General features: G+C 72.9%; 15 protein-coding genes. 11 read left to right on the forward strand and 4 right to left on the reverse strand.

The annotated features are described in order from the left end of the window. Positions 1 to 62 precede the first annotated feature (62 nt). The gene (locus tag ACZ4VW_RS16005; protein ID WP_467962619.1) at positions 63 to 1,226 is read right to left on the reverse strand and encodes an ABC transporter ATP-binding protein; all 1,164 of its coding nucleotides are present in this window, start codon (positions 1,224 to 1,226) and stop codon (positions 63 to 65) included. 245 nt (positions 1,227 to 1,471) lie between these two features. Here ACZ4VW_RS16005 and ACZ4VW_RS16010 point away from each other — a divergent pair, with 245 nt between their 5' ends. From ACZ4VW_RS16010 to ACZ4VW_RS16040, 7 genes are all read left to right on the forward strand, one after another. Then, on the forward strand, positions 1,472 to 2,863 hold the full coding sequence (locus ACZ4VW_RS16010; protein WP_467962621.1) for a cellulase family glycosylhydrolase: 1,392 nt from the start codon (positions 1,472 to 1,474) through the stop codon (positions 2,861 to 2,863). A gap of 131 nt (positions 2,864 to 2,994) precedes the next feature. Further along, a complete protein-coding gene (locus tag ACZ4VW_RS16015; protein ID WP_467962623.1) occupies positions 2,995 to 3,168 on the forward strand; it encodes a CsbD family protein in 174 nt (57 codons plus the stop codon). A gap of 174 nt (positions 3,169 to 3,342) precedes the next feature. Then, complete coding sequence (locus tag ACZ4VW_RS16020) at positions 3,343 to 4,650, forward strand: alpha/beta fold hydrolase (RefSeq protein ID WP_467962625.1); 1,308 nt, start codon at positions 3,343 to 3,345, stop codon at positions 4,648 to 4,650. Positions 4,651 to 4,844: 194 nt separating this feature from the next. Further along, positions 4,845 to 5,996: a GntR family transcriptional regulator gene (locus ACZ4VW_RS16025; protein WP_467962627.1), complete on the forward strand. Its 1,152-nt coding sequence runs from the start codon at positions 4,845 to 4,847 to the stop codon at positions 5,994 to 5,996. Positions 5,997 to 6,067: 71 nt separating this feature from the next. Then, on the forward strand, positions 6,068 to 6,967 hold the full coding sequence (locus tag ACZ4VW_RS16030; RefSeq protein ID WP_467962629.1) for an SIS domain-containing protein: 900 nt from the start codon (positions 6,068 to 6,070) through the stop codon (positions 6,965 to 6,967). A gap of 19 nt (positions 6,968 to 6,986) precedes the next feature. Beyond that, complete coding sequence (locus tag ACZ4VW_RS16035; protein ID WP_467962631.1) at positions 6,987 to 7,739, forward strand: PIG-L deacetylase family protein; 753 nt, start codon at positions 6,987 to 6,989, stop codon at positions 7,737 to 7,739. A 77-nt stretch (positions 7,740 to 7,816) separates the two neighbouring features. Continuing rightward, entirely contained in the window at positions 7,817 to 8,650 is an 834-nt protein-coding gene (locus ACZ4VW_RS16040; RefSeq protein WP_467962633.1) for an enoyl-CoA hydratase/isomerase family protein, read from the forward strand. Positions 8,651 to 8,669: 19 nt separating this feature from the next. On the opposite strand, the gene ACZ4VW_RS16045 is transcribed toward ACZ4VW_RS16040, so the two are convergent. The 3 genes from ACZ4VW_RS16045 to ACZ4VW_RS16055 all read right to left on the reverse strand — a co-directional run bounded on the left by ACZ4VW_RS16045 (position 8,670) and on the right by ACZ4VW_RS16055 (position 11,488). Next, positions 8,670 to 9,449, reverse strand: a complete 780-nt coding sequence (locus ACZ4VW_RS16045) for a VOC family protein (RefSeq protein ID WP_467962635.1) — start codon at positions 9,447 to 9,449, stop codon at positions 8,670 to 8,672. Positions 9,450 to 9,569: 120 nt separating this feature from the next. Then, on the reverse strand, positions 9,570 to 10,469 hold the full coding sequence (locus tag ACZ4VW_RS16050) for an SDR family oxidoreductase (protein WP_467962637.1): 900 nt from the start codon (positions 10,467 to 10,469) through the stop codon (positions 9,570 to 9,572). 41 nt (positions 10,470 to 10,510) lie between these two features. Continuing rightward, positions 10,511 to 11,488, reverse strand: coding sequence for an NAD(P)/FAD-dependent oxidoreductase (locus ACZ4VW_RS16055; RefSeq protein WP_467962639.1), 978 nt, complete (start codon positions 11,486 to 11,488; stop codon positions 10,511 to 10,513). Between the two features lie 65 nt (positions 11,489 to 11,553). Here ACZ4VW_RS16055 and ACZ4VW_RS16060 point away from each other — a divergent pair, with 65 nt between their 5' ends. The 4 genes from ACZ4VW_RS16060 to ACZ4VW_RS16075 all read left to right on the forward strand — a co-directional run bounded on the left by ACZ4VW_RS16060 (position 11,554) and on the right by ACZ4VW_RS16075 (position 15,469). Then, the gene (locus ACZ4VW_RS16060) at positions 11,554 to 12,138 is read left to right on the forward strand and encodes a helix-turn-helix domain-containing protein (protein WP_467962641.1); all 585 of its coding nucleotides are present in this window, start codon (positions 11,554 to 11,556) and stop codon (positions 12,136 to 12,138) included. Between the two features lie 111 nt (positions 12,139 to 12,249). Further along, complete coding sequence (locus tag ACZ4VW_RS16065; RefSeq protein WP_467962643.1) at positions 12,250 to 13,218, forward strand: NADPH:quinone oxidoreductase family protein; 969 nt, start codon at positions 12,250 to 12,252, stop codon at positions 13,216 to 13,218. After that, entirely contained in the window at positions 13,215 to 14,396 is a 1,182-nt protein-coding gene (locus tag ACZ4VW_RS16070) for an acyl-CoA dehydrogenase family protein (RefSeq protein ID WP_467962645.1), read from the forward strand. The genes ACZ4VW_RS16065 and ACZ4VW_RS16070 overlap by 4 nt, the downstream gene beginning before the upstream one ends. Beyond that, positions 14,393 to 15,469, forward strand: a complete 1,077-nt coding sequence (locus tag ACZ4VW_RS16075) for an acyl-CoA dehydrogenase family protein (protein ID WP_467962647.1) — start codon at positions 14,393 to 14,395, stop codon at positions 15,467 to 15,469. Before ACZ4VW_RS16070 ends, ACZ4VW_RS16075 begins: the two co-directional genes overlap by 4 nt. Positions 15,470 to 15,563 lie beyond the last annotated feature (94 nt).

Consider the following 15,563-nt stretch of genomic DNA (forward strand, 5'->3'; position numbering starts at 1 on the left):
TCACGGTACGGCCGCCCTACGCGCCATTCATAGCTGTGAACAAGAATCAGTGCGCGGGAACCTCAGGCGTCCGCGACGGAGTCGAACGCGACCTCGCCCCGTGTCACGCCCCGGGCATCGGCGTCCACCGAACGGCGCAGCGCCTCGTGCAGCCTGGCGGGTGTGAGGACGCCGAGGAAGCGGGCGCCGTCGAGGACCGCCACCCAGCCCGCGTCGTGCTGGAGCATCTCGCTGAACGCCTGCTTCAGCGGGGCGCCGACCGGCACCCACGCCTCCATGCGGCGGGCCGTGTCGCCGACCGTCCCCGCCGGACCCACGAGGCCGAGGGCGTCGGTGGCCACCCAGCCGTGCAGGTCGCCCTCGCCGCCGAGGACCACCGCCCAGCGAGCCCCCTCGGCGCGCAGCCGGGCCGCCGCGATCCCGGCCGGCTCGTCGAGGCGGGCGACCGGCGGCTGCTCGAGGTCGGCCGGCTCGACCGCGGTGACCGAGAGGCGCTTGAGGCCCCGGTCGGCGCCGACGAACTGGGCCACGTACGGCGTGGCGGGTGTGCCCAGCACGGCCGCCGGGGTGTCGAACTGCTCGATCCGGCCCTGCCCGTACACGGCGATCCGGTCGCCCATCCGGACCGCCTCCTCGATGTCGTGGGTGACCAGGAGGACCGTCTTGCGCACGGTGGCCTGCAGGTTCAGGAACTCGTTCTGGAGGTGCTCGCGGACGACGGGGTCGACCGCGCCGAAGGGCTCGTCCATGAGGAGCACCGGAGGATCGGCGGCCAGGGCGCGGGCCACGCCCACCCGCTGGCGCTGCCCGCCCGAGAGCTGCGCCGGGTAGCGGCCGCCGTGGACCGCGGGGTCGAGGCCGACCAGCTCGAGAAGTTCGGCGGCGCGTGCGCGGGCCCTGGTCTTCTTCCAGCCGAGCAGTGAGGGAACGGTCGCGGTGTTGTCGAGAATCGTCCGGTGCGGAAAGAGCCCGACCTGTTGGATCACGTAGCCGATGGTCCTGCGCAGCGCCACCGGATCGACCGTCGCGATGTCCTTCCCACCGACCAGGATCCGGCCGGCGGTCGGCTCGATGAGCCGGTTCACCATCATCATGGTGGTCGTCTTGCCGCAACCGGACGGCCCGACCAGGGTGACCAGTTCGCCCTCGGCGACGTCGAAGGAGAGACCGTCGACGGCCGTGGTCCCGTCCGCGTACACCTTGCTGACCTGCTCGAACCGGATCATGGGCCCACGCTAGGAGGCGCTCGCGCGGCCCGCACGGGGGCCGGGACCGTCCGGGGGCGGGCAGCCTGTCGAACCTTGTCTCTTGTCATGACCCTTGCGAGGCTCTCCGTCGGGCTGCTATTCATCCGTTAGGAAACTTTCCTTTCAATCCATCGTTCCGGGAGACCCCCATGACATCGGCACGATCGGCACGCCCCCCACGTCCACGCCTCCGCCCGCGATCCCTCGGGGCCGCCGGTACCGCGATGGCCGCCCTGGTCCTGGGCCTGGCCGCGGCGCCCACCACCGCGGTCGCCGCCCCCGTCACCCACGAGGCGGAGACCGCCACCGTGTCCCAGGGCGCGGCCGAATCCAACCACAGCGGGTTCACCGGCACGGGATTCGTCAACTACGACAACGTCGCCGGCAGCCACGTCCAGTGGACCGTCGACGCCGCCCAGGCCGGCACCGCGACCCTGACCCTGCGCTACGCCAACGGCACCGCCACCAACCGCCCCATGGACATCAGCGTCAACGGCGCGGTCACGGCCCCAGGCAAGGCCTTCGCGGGCACCGGAGCCTGGACCAGCTGGGCCACCACCACCGTCACCGCGAACCTCAAGGCCGGCGCCAACACCATCCGCGCCACCGCCACCACCGCCAACGGCGGCCCCAACGTGGACCACCTCAAGGTCGACACCGCCACCCCCGTCGTCGACACCCCGGCCGCCGTCAACGGTCAGCTGAAGGTCTGCGGCACCAAGCTCTGCAACCGGTACGGCAAGCCCGTCCAGCTGCGCGGGATGTCCAGCCACGGCACCCAGTGGTACAGCCAGTGTCTGACCGGCGGCTCGCTCGACGCACTCGCCAAGGACTGGAACGCCGACGTCCTGCGCGTGTCCACCTATGTCCAGGAGGAGGGCTACGAGACCGACCCGCGCAAGTACACCGACCTGGCCCACTCGCTCATCGAACAGGCCACCGCCCGCGGCATGTACGTGATCGTCGACTGGCACATGCTCGACCCGGGCGACCCGCACTACAACCTCGCCCGCGCCAAGACCTTCTTCACCGAGATCGCCCAGCGCCACGGTGCCAAGACCAACCTGCTCTACGAGATCGCCAACGAGCCCAGCGGTGTCGCCTGGTCCCGGATCAAGAGCTACGCCGAGCAGCTGATCCCCGTCATCCGCGCCCAGGACGCCGAGACCCCGATCCTCGTCGGCACGCGCGCGTGGTCCTCGTTCGGCGTGTCCGAGGGCGCCGACGAGTCCGAGGTCGTCGCGAACCCGGTGAACGCCACCAACATCATGTACACCTTCCACTTCTACGCGTACTCGCACCGCGACGCGTATCTGAACACCCTCTCCCGCGCCGCCGACAAGCTGCCCGTCTTCGTCACAGAATTCGGCACCCAGAACTATGCCGGTGAGGGCGCCGACGACTTCGCGATGACCCAGCGGTTCATCGACCTCATGGCCGCCAAGAAGATCAGCTGGGTCAACTGGAACTTCTCCGACGACCACCGCAGCGGTGCCGTCTTCCGCGTCGGCACCTGCGCCGCCAACGGTCCGTGGGCCGGGACGGGCTCCCTCAAGCCGGCCGGTGTCTGGATCCGCGACCGGATCAGGACCCCCGACTCCTTCCCGACCTCCTGACCGGGGCCGTCCGGGGCTCACTCGTGGTCATGGCGCACGCCGAGTAATTCGTGCCGGAGAGGGAAGCAGAGAAGAGAACTGGTTTCGCGGCCCGGAAAAGGCCGCGCGGTCACCCCGGAGAGAGGTGTCCCATGGGTGCCGGCAAGAAGTCCAAGAACGTCGGAAAGACCGTGAAGGGCAAGGCCAAGGAGGCGACGGGCAAGGCCGTCGGGAACGAGAGCCTGGAAATGAAGGGCCGCGCGGAGCAGATCAAGGGCGACGCGAAGCAGACGGCCCAGAAAGGCAAGGACACGCTCAAGCACTAGCGCTGTCGCGTCGGTTCTCCGCGCAATTCCCCGAGGATTCTCCCGGGAATTCCGTGACCGTTCGTGCCAACTCGGTGGCCGGTGGTGAACGTACCGTCGGCCACCGAAGCGTGAGGGCAGGCGCCGCCATGTGATCCACTGGCAGGGCGGGGGCGCCATCGACCAGGAGCAGCATTGACCAGCTACCGCCAGCCCGGCCTCGTCCTCACCGACCACCGCTTCGGCGTCCCGCTCGACCACCGGGACCCGGGAGGCGAACAGATCGAGGTCTACGGCCGCGAGGTCGTCGCCGGCGACACAGCGGAAACCGACGGGCGAGACCTGCCGTGGCTGCTGTACCTGGAGGGCGGGCCCGGCTTCGGCGCCCGCCGCTTCATCGGCCGCCAGGCATGGCTCGGCCGGGCCGTGCGGGAGTTCCGCGTCCTCCTCCTGGACCAGCGCGGCACCGGCAACTCCACCCCCGCCAACCGGCAGACGCTGCCCCTGCGCGGCACTCCGCGGCAGCAGGCCGACCATCTGGCGCACTTCCGCGCCGACGCGATCGTCAAGGACTGCGAGCTGATCCGCAGGCGCCTCACCGGCGGCGCCCCCTGGACCGTCCTCGGCCAGAGCTTCGGCGGTTTCTGCGCCACCCACTACCTGTCCACCGCCCCCGAGGGCCTGCGCACCGTCCTGATCACCGGCGGACTGCCCTCCCTGCACGCCACCGCCGACGAGGTCTACCGGGCCGCCTTCCCCCGGATGCGCCGCAAGGTCGAGGCCCACTACGCCCGCTACCCGCAGGACGTCGAGCGTGCGCGCCGGATCGCCGCCCACCTCCACGCGCACGAGGTCACCCTGCCGTCCGGCGGAGCGCTCACCCCCGCCGCCTTCCAGTCCCTCGGCATCCTTCTCGGCGGCGGAGAGGGCACCCACCAGCTCCACCTCCTCCTGGAGGACGCCTTCGTCCCCACGCCCGCGGGCCCCGCCCTCGCGGACGCCTTCCTCGAAAACGTCCAGGCCGTTCTCTCGTACGCCGGACACCCGCTGTACGCCGTGCTCCACGAGGCGATCTACGCCCAGGGGGAGGGCCCCACCGCCTGGGCCGCCGAGCGCGTCCGGGCCGAGTTCCCCGGCTTCGACGCCGGGAAGACGCTGGCCGGTGACGAACCGCTCCTCTTCACCGGCGAGACCGTCCACCCCTGGCACTTCGAGACCGACCCGGCCCTGCGCCCGCTGCGGGAGACCGCCCACCTGCTCGCCGAGCGGGAGGACTGGCCCCCGCTCTACGACCCCGCCCGTCTCGCGGCCAACGAGGTCCCGGTCGCCGCCGCCGTCTACCACGACGACCTGTACGTGGACACCGCCCATTCCCTGGAGACCGCGCGCGCGATCCGGGGCCTGCGGACCTGGGTGACCGACGAGTTCGAGCACGACGGCGTACGGGCCGGCGGCCCCCGCGTGCTCGACCGGCTGCTCGCCCTCGCCCGGGGCGAGATCTGACCGCTCGCGTCGAGAGCCGACGGCTCGGGGTGGGGGCTACCGCTCAGGCCGAGAGCCGACCGCCCGGGGCGGGGGCAACCGCTCAGGCCGAGAGCCGACCGCCCGGCCGGGGATAGGATTCGCCGCGCAATCGGTCAGCGCGCAATCGGTCAGCAATCGGGCAGCGGTCGGGGCGAGTTCACGAAGGAGCCGGGGTGGCGCACAGCGAGGTACCGGCATCCGGGCGGGAGCTGAAGTTCCGGACCCTCATGGCCGAACTGCGGCGCGGCATCCTCGACGGCACCTGGCCCCCCGGCTCCAAGCTCCCCACCGAGCGGGCCCTGGCCACCGAGACCGGCCTCTCGGTGACCACGGTCCGCCGCGCGTACGAGGACCTCGTCGCCCTCGGTCTCGTCGAGCGCCGACAGGGCGCGGGGACCTTCGCCGCCCAGCGACCCGAGAGCGACGGGACGGCCGGCGGTGACCGCCGGGTCGTCGGCGTCCTCGTCCCCGACACCGCCTTCTACTACCCCCGCGTCCTCCAGGGCATCGAACGGGAGCTCGCCGCGGCCGGCGCCCGGCTCGTCCTCGCCTGCTCGCACTACGACCCCGACGAGGAGGACGCCGCCCTCCGGCGGCTGCTCTCCTCCGGCGTCCACGGGCTGCTGCTCGTCCCTTCCCTGCACACCGCCACCGACCCCGGTCGGCGCGCCGACGAACTTCTCGCGCTGCCCGTGCCGGCCGTGCTCGTCGAGCGCCGGCTCGCCGCGTACGGCCCCGGCGACCCCACCGAGCACGTCTGCACCGACCACGAGGGCGGCGCCTACGACGCCGTACGCCATCTGCGGGCCCTCGGCCACGAACGGCTCGCCCTCCTCGTACGCACCGACGCGCCGACCACCGCGCCCATCGAGTCCGGCTTCGCCCGGGCCGTCGCCGACCTCGGCCTCGCCGAGCCGCTGCGCGTACGGGACGAGCGGGACGGCTGGAACCCCGGCCGGGCGGACCGGGCCATCGCCGAGCTGAGGACCGCGCGGGTCACCGCCGGGCTCTGCTTCGGCGACCGCGAAGCCGCCCTGGTGCTCGCCGCCGCCCGCCGGGCGGGGCTGCGGGTGCCCGAGGACCTCGCCCTGATCAGCTACGACAACGAGTTCGCCGACGTCGCCGAGACACCGCTGACCGCCGTCTCACCGCCCAAGTTCCAGGTCGGCAGGCTCGCCGCGCAGATCCTGCTGCGGCGGCTCGCCGACGGCGACGCCTCCCCGCTGCACCAGGTGCAGCTGCGGCCGCGGCTGGTGGTCCGGGCCTCCTGCGGCGCGCCGCCCGCCGCAGCCGCCGCGCGCAAAAGTCCAAGCAGTGCGTACTGATTGCTCATGGTGCGCCCTTGCCCGGGGCGTATAGAACTCGTCCGGAGCGCTTTCGACGAGAGGACCCGGACATGACCACCCACGTCAGTGCCGAGATCGCCGGCCAGCCCGAGTGCTGGCGCCGCGCCGCCGACACGGCCGCCGACCACGCGGCCCTGCTGCCCCAGCCAGGTGAGCGGATCGCCATCGTCGGCTGCGGCACGTCGTACTTCATCGCCCGCGCCTACGCGGCCCTGCGAGAATCCCTCGGCGCGGGCGAGACCGACGCCTTCCCGGCCTCCGACGAGACACCGCTGGGCCGTGGCTACGACCGGATCGTCGCCCTCACCCGCTCCGGCGCCACGACGGAGGTGGCCACGCTGCTCGCCCGGGCCGCCGGCCGCATCCCGACCCTCGTGCTGACCAGCGTCCCGGACAGCCGCGCCGCGCACCACGCGGACCAGGTGATCGGGCTCGGCTACGCCGACGAACGCTCCGTGGTCCAGACCCGGTTCGCCACCACCGCCCTCCAACTGCTGCGGGCCGGCCTCGGGGTGGACCTGACCCCCTCGATCGCCGACGCCGAACTCGCCCTGTACGAACCGCTGCCCGCGGCCTGGGAGCAGCGCGGCCAGTTCACCTTCCTCGGCACCGGCTGGACGGTCGGACTCGCCGACGAGGCCGCGCACAAGCTCCGTGGAGTGGCCCGCGCCTGGACGGAGTCGTACGCGGCGATGGAGTACCGGCACGGGCCGATCGTCATCAGCGACCGCTCCAGTCTCGTCTGCTGCCTGGGGCCGGAACCGGCCGGTCTGCGCGACGAAGTGGAGGCCACCGGGGCGCTGTTCGCCGCCGACGCGATCGATCCGGTGGCGGCGCTGGTGCGCGCCCAGCGGCTCGCCGTGACGCTCGCGGTGCGGCGTGGGCTCAACCCGGACCGCCCCCGTCACGCCTCGCGTTCGGTGATCCTCTCCGGAGCGATTCACGCGTGAGGGCCGTATCCTGCGGCTCATGATCGACACGAGCACTCCGCAACTCGACGACATGCCCGACGACTGGCAGCGCGCGCTCGCCGTCGTGGCCCACCCGGACGACCTCGAGTACGGCTGCGCCGCCGCCGTCGCGGGCTGGACGGATGCCGGCAAGGAGGTGGTCTACGTCCTCGCCACCCGGGGCGAGGCCGGTATCGACTCGCTCGCACCGGCCCTCTGCGGACCGCTGCGCGAACAGGAGCAGCGGGCGAGCGCGGCCGTCGTCGGGGTGCGGACGGTGGAGTTCATGGACCACCGGGACGGCGTGATCGAGTACGGACCCGGTCTGCGCCGCGACATCGCCGCGGCCATCCGCCGCCACCGTCCCGAGCTGGTCATCACCCTGAACCACCGGGACACCTGGGGTCCGGGCGTGGGCGGGTTCTGGAACACCCCGGACCACGTGGCGGTCGGCCGGGCGACGCTGGACGCGGCGGGGGACGCCGGCAACCGGTGGATCTTCCCCGAACTGACCGAGCGCGGCCTGGAGCCGTGGGGCGGCGTCCGCTGGGTGGCGGTCGCCGGATCGAACACTCCGACCCACGCCGTCGACGCCACGCCCGGGACGGAGCGGTCCGTCCAGTCCCTGCTGGCCCACCGCGCGTACCTCGAGGCCCTGACGGACCAGGACCCGGAGGAGTACGTCCGCACGTTCCTCGCGGGCAACAACGAGCGCTTCGCCGCCCGGTACGGCGACCGGCCGACCGTCGCCTTCGAGCTGTTCCCGCGCTGAGGCGACCCGCCGGGGCGCTTCCGCCCTCGGCGCCGGCCCCCTAGCCTGACGGAGCGTCAGAAATCGAGGGGGTCACGGTGATCGACACGCTCGACAGGGAGATCCCGGAGGGCGAGGAGCGGCTCACGCTCGCCGTCGAGGGCGGGGTCGGGGTGCTCACCCTCTGCCGTCCCGAGCGGCTCAACGGCTGGAGCTGGGAGGCGAGCCGGCAGCTCGGGCTGATGGCCGACCGGATCCGCTTCGACGAGGACGTGCGGGTCGTGCTGCTGCGGGCCGAGGGACGCGCGTTCTGCGCGGGCATCGACGTCACCGCGCCCGGCGGGGGCATCACCGGCCGTACGGTCGCCGAGCGGATCCAGCGGTACGACGAGGGCATCCGCTGGGTCCACGAGCGCTTCGCCGCCTTCGCCCGGCTGCCCCAGCCGGTCGTGGCCGCCGTCCAGGGCTACTGCCTGGGCTTCGGATTCGAGCTCGCGCTCATGGCGGACATCCGGATCGCCGCCGACGACGCGGTCTTCGCCCTGCCCGAGGCGGGCATCGGCGTGGCCGTGGACGCGGGCGGCGACCTGAGGATCGCCCGCGAGGCGGGCGCCGGCTGGGCCAAGTACCTCGCCCTCACCGGCCGCCGCATCGACGCCGGCACCGCGGGACGGCTCGGCCTCGTCCAGCTCGTCACGCCCCGCGACACGCTGGAGCGCACCGCCCGCGAGACGGCGGACGCCATCGCGGCGAACGCGCCGCTCGCCGTCCGCGCGATCAAACGGAACATCGATGCCTACGTCGACCACGCCCTGCCGGCGGCCCTCGACCGCACGGCCCTCGGCGCGGCGCTCACCCTCTCTTCCGAGGACGCCCGCGAGGGCTACGCGGCCAAGGCCGCCCGCCGTCCCCCGCACTTCGAGGGCCGATGAACCCCGTGCGGCTGACCGACTACCCCTGCGGCGCGGGCTTGAGGAGGGCGAAGGTGGCGCCGAACGGGTCGGCCAGCCACGCGATCCGGCCCACGTCCGGGATGTCCGCCGCCGGCATGAGGACCGAGCCGCCGTTGCCCTGGGCGCGCACGGCGAGGTCGTCCACGTCCGCCACGGCGAAGTAGGGGATCCATCGCGCGTGGTCCGCGCCCGCCTGGAGCTCGGCGACCCCGCCGAACGAGGCGTCCTCCTGGTCGCCCTCCGCGGTGGACAGCACCCGGTAGGTCATCCCCGGCGCCTCCATCTCCTGCGAGCGCCAGCCGAACAGCCTGCCGTAGAAGTCCAGAGCGGCAGCGGGGTCCGGGACGTGCAGCTCCACCCAGCACAGGGCGTTGTCCTCGGACGCCTTGTCCAGACCCTTCACCGAGCCCGGCCTCCGCACCGCGAACTCGGCGCCGGCCGGGTCGGTCAGCTGGGCGATCCGACCGGTGTCCATGATGTCGAAGGGCTCGGCGCGCACCGTGGCGCCGGCGCCGCGCGCGGTCGTGACCGTGGCGTCCGCGTCGGGCGTCTGGAAGTACACCATCCAGGCGGAGGTCGCCCCCTCCTCGGTGAGCGGTCCGAGGGCGGCGACCGTGCCGCCGTCCTGCTGGAAGAAGCCGTAGCCGCCGGCGTCCGGGCCGGCCGAGACGAACTCCCAGCCGAAGACGGCGGTGTAGAACGCGGCGGCGACCGCCGTGTCGGGACTGCCCAGGTCGATCCAGTTGGGGGAGCCCTTGGTGAAGTCCGTACCGAGCATGTGGTGTGCCCTGCCTTTCCGCTTCGGGAGGTCGTCCGGCCACCCTCGCCGATCCGCACCGCGCGGCCCGGCCCCCCGCAGCCGCGGGCGCCGCGGTTCATCCGCGTGGACCAGTGCGCGTCACTCTCCGAACCGCCCCCGTCCCAGCTGCTCACGCACCGGCACCACCGGGTCGTTGACCAGGGCCCGGCGCTGCCAGTTCGCGCCGTCCACGACGAGCGTGTGCCCCGAGACGAAGCGGGCGTAGGGGGAGGCCAGGAAGGTCGCCGCCCAGCCCAGCTCGCGGGGGTGGCCCACCCGCAGGGCGGGCTGCCGGGCGTCGTGGCGGGACGCCCGGTCGAGAGCGCCCCGGACGTCCGGCGTCATGTCCTCGTGCGGCATCAGGCCCGGCACCAGTCCGTTGACCTGGATCCCGTACGGACCCCACTCCACGGCCAGCGTCTCCACCAGGTTCTTCACCCCGGCCTTCGCCGCCGCCGAGTGGGCGAAGCCCGGGCCGCCGGTCCAGGCGTACGAGGCCCCCACGTTGACGACGGACCCCGGGGTCCGCGCCACGAGATGGCGACGGGCGAACTCCCGGGTCATGAACCAGGTGCCCGTCAGCGTGATGTCGACGACCGCCCGCCAGCCGTTCGGCGACAACTCCTCCGCCGGCACGGGGAAGTTGGCCGCCGCGTTGTTGACCAGGACGTCCGGGCGGGAGCCGAGCACCGTCTCGCAGACGTCGAAGGCCGCCGCGACCGCCTCCGGCGCGCGGATGTCACAGACCGCGGACGCCACCCGCGTCCCGCCGATCCCCGCCAGCTCCTCCCGTGCCGCCTCAAGACGGGCCGCCGAGCGCCCGACGATCAGCAGCTCCGCCCCGAGCCGGGCGAACTCGGCCGCGATGGCCTTCCCCAGGCCCGAGCCGCCCCCGGTGACCAGGACCACCCTCCCCTCGTACGTCCCCGGTGGCAGCGCGGCGGCGCCGAGCGGGGGAGGGGCGGGCAGTCCGGGCAGGTCCCGTGCTTCTTCCGTCATGCCGCATCGATAGCGCGCCCGGGCCGAGAACTGAAGCTCCGTCAGCCGGTGGCCGCGACCTTGCGGTCCAGGTCGGTCATGATCAGCTCCATGTTGATCGCCACCCCCGCCCGGTAGCCGCCGCTCGCCGCGTTGATCACCTGTTCCTGGGCGCCGATCGCGTTCCCCGCGGCCCAGACGCCGGGCACGCTGGTCCGCCCCGTCTCGTCCACCGCCACGAACGGGCCGAACGGGGTCTCCCGCGTCGCGGCCCCCAGCATGGTGAGCAGGTCGTCCCGGGGCGCCGGGCGGGGCCCGACGAAGAGCACGTCCCGTTCGACGACACGCCCGTCCGCCATCCGTACGCCGGTGAACCGGTCGTCCTCGACGACCAGACCGGCCACCTCGCCCGTCACCACCTCCACGCCCGCCGCCGCCACCCGCGCCCGGTCCTCCGCCGAGAGACCGGCGGCGGTGTGCAGGAAGAGCGTCACGTCGTCGGACCACTGCGAGACGATCAGAGCCTGATGGGCGCTCAGCATCGGATGCGCGATCACCCCGAAGGCGCGGTCGCGGACCTCCCAGCCGTGGCAGTACGGGCAGTGCATCACCTCACGACCCCACCGCTCGGCGACGCCGTCGATCTCCGGGAGCTCGTCGACCAGACCCGTGGTGACGACGAGCCGGCGCGCTTCGACCCGACGGCCGTCGTCCACGGTCACCACGAAGCCGTCGGCGCCGTCCGGGACCGCCGCCGTGACGCGTCCGGCCGTCCACTCCACGCCGTACGCGGTGATCTCCCGGCGTCCCACCTCCAGGAAGTCCGCCGGGCTCATCCCGTCCCGGGAGAGGAACCCCTGCATGTGGGCGGCCGGGGCGTTGCGTGGCTCGCCGGCGTCGATCACCAGTGTCCGTCGGCGTGACCGGCCGAGGATCAGGGCCGCGCTCAGGCCGGCCGCGCCGCCGCCGACCACCACCACGTCGTAACCGTCGGCGCCGTAGCGCTCGTCGCGCTGCTGCTCAAAAGTGTTCGCGTCCATGCGACGACCTTGCCGCCGCCTTCCCTGCTTGACAAATGTTCTTGCCGGTTCCGCAAAATGGACTCATGACCGAAGACGAACGCATCGACTCCGTCCTGAACGAGGTCGGCCCTCGGCTGCGCCGCATCCGGCGGGAGCGCGGCGCCACCCTGGGCGATCTGTCGGCCTCGACCGGGATCTCGGTGAGCACGCTCTCCCGCCTGGAGTCCGGGCAGCGCAAGCCGAGCCTCGAACTGCTGCTGCCCATCGCCCGCGCCCACCAGGTGCCGCTCGACGAGCTGGTCGGCGCCCCGCCGGCCGGCGATCCCCGGGTGCGGGCCAAGCCGATCGTGCGACACGGCCGGACCATGTACCCGCTCACCCGCCAGCCGGGCGGCCTCCAGGCGTACAAGATCGTGCAGGAGAAGGGCGACGGGCGCGTGGAGCAGCGTGTCCACGAGGGGTACGAATGGCTCTACGTGCTCTCCGGGAAGCTGCGGCTCGTCCTCGGCGAGCACGATGTGATCATCGGCGCGGGAGAGGCGGCCGAATTCGACACGCGCGTGCCGCACTGGTTCGGGCCGACGCCCGACGGGCCGGTGGAGTTCCTGAGCCTGTTCGGGCCCCAGGGCGAGCGGATGCATGTCAGGGCGCGGCCGAAGAAGTCCTGACCGAGGAACCTGGGCCGAAGAAGTGGGCGGTGCATGGTTCCACCAGCCACAAGCGACCGCTTAGTATGCGACCGACCGCGCAGTACGGACGACGGCTGGTGGAGGACCGCGATGCAGGCATGGCGAGTGCACGAGAACGGCGAGCCGGGCGAGGTGATGCAGCTCGACGAGGTCGACACGCCGACACCAGGCGAAGGACAGCTCCTCCTCAAGGTGCGCGCCGCCGACATCAACTTCCCCGACGCCCTGCTCTGCCGGGGCCAGTACCAGGTCCGGCCCCCGCTGCCCTTCACCCCCGGCGTGGAGATCTGCGGCGAGACCGAGGACGGCCGCCGGGTCATCGCCACCCCGGTCCTCCCGCACGGCGGCCTCGCCGAGTACGCGGTGGCGGACGCCGCCGCCGTGCTCCCGGCGCCCGAGGCCCTCGACGACGCCGAAGCGGCCGCGCTCCACATCGGCTACCAGACCGGCTGGTTCGGCCTGCACCGCCGCGCCGCGCTGCGGGAGGGCGAGACGCTCCTCGTCCACGCCGCCGCGGGCGGTGTCGGCAGCGCCGCCGTCCAGCTCGGCAAGGCGGCCGGCGCCACCGTCATCGGCGTCGTCGGCGGAGCCGAGAAGGCCGAGGTCGCCCGCGCGCTCGGCTGCGACGTCGTCGTCGACCGGCACTCCGAGGACGTCATCGCCGCTGTCAAGGAAGCCACCGGCGGGCGCGGCGCCGACGTGATCTACGACCCCGTCGGCGGCGCCGCCTACGCCCAGTCCGCCAAGGTGGTCGCCTTCGAGGGCCGGATCGTGATCGTCGGCTTCGCGAGCGGATCCATCCCCTCACCCGCCCTCAACCACGCCCTGGTGAAGAACTACTCGATCGTCGGACTGCACTGGGGCCTCTACAACATGAAGGACCCGGCCGCGATCCTGCGCTGCCACGAGACCCTCACCGAGTACGCCGCCAAGGGGCTCATCAAGCCGCTGGTGAGCGAGCGGGTGCCCTTCGCGGGCGCGGCGGACGCCGTGCAGCGCGTCTCCGAGGGCGTCACCACCGGCCGTCTCGTCGTCCTCCCGGAAGGAGCCCTCGCATGACGGACGCCGCAGAACTGCGCACCCGTACGCAGCGGTTGCTCGCCGAGCACCCGCCCGCCACCACCGACCGCGCGGACTTCCTCAAGGCCCGCTTCGACGCCGGACTCGCCTGGGTGCACTACCCCGTCGGTCTCGGCGGGCTCGGCGCCCCGCGCTCCCTGCAGGCCGTCGTCGACGCCGAACTGGCCGCCGCCGGTGCCCCCGACAACGATCCGCGGCGGATCGGCATCGGCCTCGGCATGGCCGCGCCGACCGTCCTGGCCTACGGCTCCGAGGAGGTCAAGCAGCGCTTCCTCAAGCCGCTCTGGGTCGGCGAGGAGGTCTGGTGCCAGCTCTTCAGCGAGCCGGGCGCCGGCTCCGACCTCGCCGCGCTCGGCACCCGCGCCGTACGCGACGGTGACGGTTGGGTGGTGAACGGCCAGAAGGTGTGGACCTCCAGCGCGCACGTGGCGCGCTGGGCCATCCTCATCGCCCGCACCGACCCGGACCTCCCCAAGCACCGGGGCATCACCTACTTCATCTGCGACATGACCGACCCCGGTGTGGAGGTCCGGCCGCTGCGCCAGATCACCGGAGAGGCCGAGTTCAACGAGGTCTTCCTGACCGACGTCCGCATCCCCGACGCCCACCGCCTCGGTGAGATCGGCGACGGCTGGCGGGTCGCCCAGACCACGCTCATGAACGAGCGGGTCACCATCGGCGGCGCCCGCATCCCCCGCGAGGGCGGGATGATCGGTCCGGTCTCCACGACCTGGCGCGAACGCCCCGAGCTGCGCACGCACGATCTGCACCGGCGCCTGCTCGAGCTGTGGGTCGACTCCGAGGTGGCCCGCCTCACCGGCGAACGGCTGCGCCAGCAGCTCGTCGCCGGACAGCCCGGTCCCGAGGGCAGCGCGATGAAGCTGGGCTTCGCCCGCCTCAACCAGGCCATCAGCGGACTGGAGGTCGAACTCCTCGGCGAGGAAGGTCTGCTGTACGGGGACTGGACCATGCGCCGACCCGAGCTCGTCGACTTCACCGGCCGCGACGCCGGCTATCGCTATCTGCGTTCCAAGGGCAACTCGATCGAGGGCGGCACGACCGAGGTCCTGCTCAACATCGTCGCCGAACGCGTCCTCGGTCTGCCGGCCGAGCCCCGCAACGACAAGGACGTCGCCTGGAAGGACCTCGCGCGATGACGGACCTGCTCTACTCGGAGACCGAGAACGACCTGCGGGCGGCGGTCCGCTCCCTGCTCACCGACCGGGCCGATTCGACCGTGGTGCTCGGCCGGATCGAGGGCGACGACCCGTACGTCCCCGGCCTCTGGAAGTCCCTCGCCGGTGACATGGGCGCGGCCGGACTCCTCGTACCCGAGAAGCTCGGCGGCCAGGGCGCGAGCCACCGCGAGGCGGCCGTGGTCCTGGAGGAACTGGGTCGCGCGGTGACCCCGGCGCCGTTCCTCACCAGCGCGGTCGTGGCGACCGAGATCCTCCTCGCGCTCGACACGGCGAGTGCCCCCGTCGCCGAGCTGCTCACCGGTCTCGCGGCCGGCCGCACGGTGGCGGTGCTCGCCCTGCCCCTGTCCGCGGCCCCCGACGCGCAGCCGCCCACCACCGGCACCGTGACCGGTGTCGCCGACGCCGTCGCCGCGGACGTGTTCCTCGTGCCGCGCGCGGACGGACTCCACGCGGTTCCGGCCGCCGATGCCACGGTCGTGCCGCAGACCCCGCTCGATCTGACCCGGCCGCTCGCCCGGGTGACCACGGACGGGGCGAGCGGCACCCGCCTCGCCGACGCGGAGACGGCAGCGGCGGCGATCCGGCGCGGACTGCTCGCGGGAGCCGGCCTGCTCGCCTCCGAGCAGCTCGGGCTCGCCGAGTGGTGCCTGGAGGAGACGGTCCGTCACACCCGAGAACGCCACCAGTTCAACCGGCCCGTCGGTTCCTTCCAGGCGCTCAAGCACCGGATGGCGCAGCTCTGGCTGGAGGTCGTCAACGCCCGGGCGGCGGCCCGCGCCGCCGCCGACGCGCTGGCCACCGGCAGTCCCGAGGCCCCGCTGACGGTGGCCGTGGCCCAGGCGTACTGCTCGAAGGTCGCGGTCCACGCGGCCGAGGAGTGCGTGCAGCTGCACGGCGGGATCGGCATGACCTGGGAGCACCCCGCGCACCTCGCGCTCAAGCGGGCGAAGGCCGACCAGATCGCCCTGGGTTCGGCGGGCCGGCACCAGGACGCGATCGCCGCCCTGGTCGGCCTCCCCGCCCCGGTGTAGGGCGAAGTAAGGGGCCCATGTGTCCACACCCCTTTACATCCTGTTTAATTGCATGCTGTTCGCAATAACAGTTGATCTTCAAGAGGGGTGTGGA

The organism is Streptomyces sp. NPDC029139 (assembly GCF_055564335.1).